The sequence below is a fragment of the Saccharopolyspora halophila genome (genome assembly GCF_039531955.1).
Taxonomy (GTDB): Bacteria; Actinomycetota; Actinomycetes; order Mycobacteriales; family Pseudonocardiaceae; genus Saccharopolyspora; species Saccharopolyspora halophila.
The window spans coordinates 1-2425 of record NZ_BAAARA010000034.1 but is presented as its reverse complement, the minus strand read 5'-3'; the positions used below and the strand labels follow the sequence as shown (position 1 = coordinate 2425).

Sequence of the window (2425 nt, the reverse complement as noted above, 5' to 3'; positions counted from 1 at the left end):
CTTTCGCGATTCGTCCGAGCGCTGCTTCGAACGCCTCGTCTACGGCCGGGTCGTTCGCCGACGTAGACGCCGTCGAGTCCGGGGTCGCGCAGATGGCTTCGACGTTCTCCAGTCCTGCCGGACCATTGAGGCGTTCACGACCGCGCTGGACGACTACGTCACCTGGTTCAACACCAGCCGGGCCCACACGCACCGCGAGGGAGCCCGGTGCAATACCGGGCCCAGACCCTCGCTGCCAAGACTCACAATTACCGAGTCCAACTCCCGGGGACCACTTCAGGTTCGCGTGGTCCCTGGGGCTTGACCGGCGAGCCCGAGCCACTGTGCTCGGGGTGTCGACGGGCTCGTTTCCCGGGCCTGGTGTGGGGGTGGCCCCCTGTTCGAGTTCGTCGAGACGTTGGACGAGCAGATTGACCACTGGTAGCCGGTCAGCGTGTTGGCGTTCGTGCTCCAGCAGCGTCTGTACCTCCTCCGCGGTGAGCGCGCGGATTCGGTGGCCCAATGCTCCTAGGGAGAGCTCGTCGAACCGCGCAGCGGCAGTTCTTGGTGTGCCATTGCGATCTCCTCGCCGGGCCTTGGTGGAGGCTGAAGCGCCTCCGATTGGCGCTGCGGGTGCCAGCCTAGGAACGGCGTACCGGAGCGGTCCATCCGTCGTCGGCAGTGGTCCAATCGCCGGACCGGATCCAGCCGGCCTCGCGCAGCAAGCCGTCGGTCTGATCGAGGCCGAGCTCGGCGGAGGAGGGCCACTCGGTGATGGTGGCGCCCTGCTCGTCGCGGATGGTGACGATCGGGGCTTTGCTGGCTTCATTGGTGATCAGGTGGGCACTGTGGGCCATCCCGGTCTCTTTCTCGGCTCGGTGGTGCTGTGGACCACACTAGCTCAGACGCGGGGAGCCAGCCCCTCGCGTTGGGGCCGACAGCGGTTGGCGCGAGCATTGCGTCCCGAGCGGAGCGGTCTCTGCCGTGGTGTTGCTGGGCCTGGATCGCTAGTAGCCGGTGCTCGCTCCGAGGACTCGCTCGGGATCAGATGTGTGTTCCGGGGCTGATGTCGGGTAGTCGACACGTGGGAGCACTTGCAGTGCTTGACCATCAGGACACAGACCCAGGGGACAAGCGAGGGAGCCTGTCATGACGACCGCACGGGACATCATGCACGTCGGCGCCGAGTGTGTTCGCACCGACCAGAGCGCCGCCGATGCTAGCCGCATCATGGCCGAGCAGAAGGTCGGTGCTCTGCCGATCTGCGGGCCGGACGACAAGATCAAGGGCGTGGTCACCGACCGGGACGTGGTCGTCAAGGTCGTGGCAAAGGGGCGCGGCGCGGGAACCTTTCCCGCCGGGGATCTCAACCAGTCCGAAGCAGTCACCATCGGCGCCGACGACAGCGCCGAGCAGGCCATGTCGACGATGATGCAGCACCAGGTCCGCCGACTGCCGGTGATCGATAGCGGCGAGCTCGTCGGCATGATCACCCTGGCCGACGTTGCCCGCAGCGTGTCGAACCCGCAGACAGGGCAGTTGGTGGAGGCCCTGTCCATCGATTGACTCCGGTCCGCCCGCACCCGTGTCCTGCCCGCGCCGATTGAGGCGGTTGGTGACCATCGCGGGTGCCGAACGTACGTCCTGGGCAAGTTAGAGCCGAGCAGCGTCCCGAGCGCGGGCCGCACGAAGGGAAAGGATGATCACCATGGCTTCTGAGGACAAGGCCAAGCACAAGGCGGAAGAGTTCAAAGGTCGGGCCAAGGAAAAGGTCGGCGAGGCCACCGGTAACGAGCAGTGGCAAGCGGAAGGCAAGGCCGAAGAGACCAAGAGCAAGTTCAAACAGGCCGGAGAGAAGATCAAAGACGCCGTCAAGCCCGATGAGGATGAGAACAAGGACTGAGCACGCGGCGGTACCGTGCCCAGCCGTCTCGTTGACGTCGCGGCGGTTGGGCCGGTTACCGATGCGGCGTGGCCGAGCTGCACGAGGCTTTCTCTCGCCACCCGGGCGAGTTTCGGCTGCTTTCCAGGCCTCGGCGAGGCGCCGGGACCGCAACAGCACCCGTTGCGGGAATGGGCCGGCCCCGAAGGCCGTCCCACCGGCGTACGCATAGCTTCGGGAAACAGAGCCCCGGAAGGAGGGCGTCCACGTGCAGTGCGACGAGATGATCCAGACGCTGCGGTGCCAGCGGGGCCTCGCGACCGAGGCCTGCCGCACGACTTGGGCACGTATATGCGCAGCCGGGAATTAGCCCAGCGCCGAGACCGACAGGCTCCTCAACGAGATCACCAACCGGAGCGGTGTCACGACTCATTCGCAGGCGGTGTTCAGTCCCCGCGTGCCTGGGTCAGGTGGGTTTTCGCCGCCTGTTCGAGGTGCACGACGTCTCCGGCGACGGTGGCGTAGGTGTAGCCCTGGTCGAGTCGGCGCTTGGCCTCTTCTCCG

At 66.3% G+C, this 2425-nt stretch carries 4 protein-coding genes and 1 pseudogene; 3 read left to right on the top strand and 2 right to left on the bottom strand.

What is annotated here, in order from left to right; translation table 11 throughout:
- Positions 1-304: IS3 family transposase (locus tag ABD289_RS25445; RefSeq protein ID WP_425564777.1), on the top strand; the 304-nt coding region annotated here is incomplete at its 5' end.
- 87 nt (positions 305-391) lie between these two features.
- Here ABD289_RS25445 and ABD289_RS25465 read toward each other — a convergent pair.
- Positions 392-601: pseudogene (locus ABD289_RS25465) on the bottom strand (DUF8129 domain-containing protein); the annotation flags it as partial.
- Positions 602-620: 19 nt separating this feature from the next.
- Complete coding sequence (locus ABD289_RS25135; protein WP_344138127.1) at positions 621-836, bottom strand: hypothetical protein; 216 nt, start codon at positions 834-836, stop codon at positions 621-623.
- A gap of 292 nt (positions 837-1128) precedes the next feature.
- On the opposite strand from ABD289_RS25135, the gene ABD289_RS25130 reads away from it, so the two are divergent.
- Both ABD289_RS25130 and ABD289_RS25125 read left to right on the top strand, forming a co-directional pair.
- Positions 1129-1545 carry a CBS domain-containing protein gene (locus ABD289_RS25130; RefSeq protein WP_344138124.1) on the top strand — a complete coding sequence of 139 codons (417 nt, stop codon included), beginning with the start codon at positions 1129-1131 and terminating at the stop codon, positions 1543-1545.
- Positions 1546-1687: 142 nt separating this feature from the next.
- On the top strand, positions 1688-1882 hold the full coding sequence (locus ABD289_RS25125) for a CsbD family protein (protein ID WP_344138121.1): 195 nt from the start codon (positions 1688-1690) through the stop codon (positions 1880-1882).
- Positions 1883-2425: the final 543 nt, after the last annotated feature.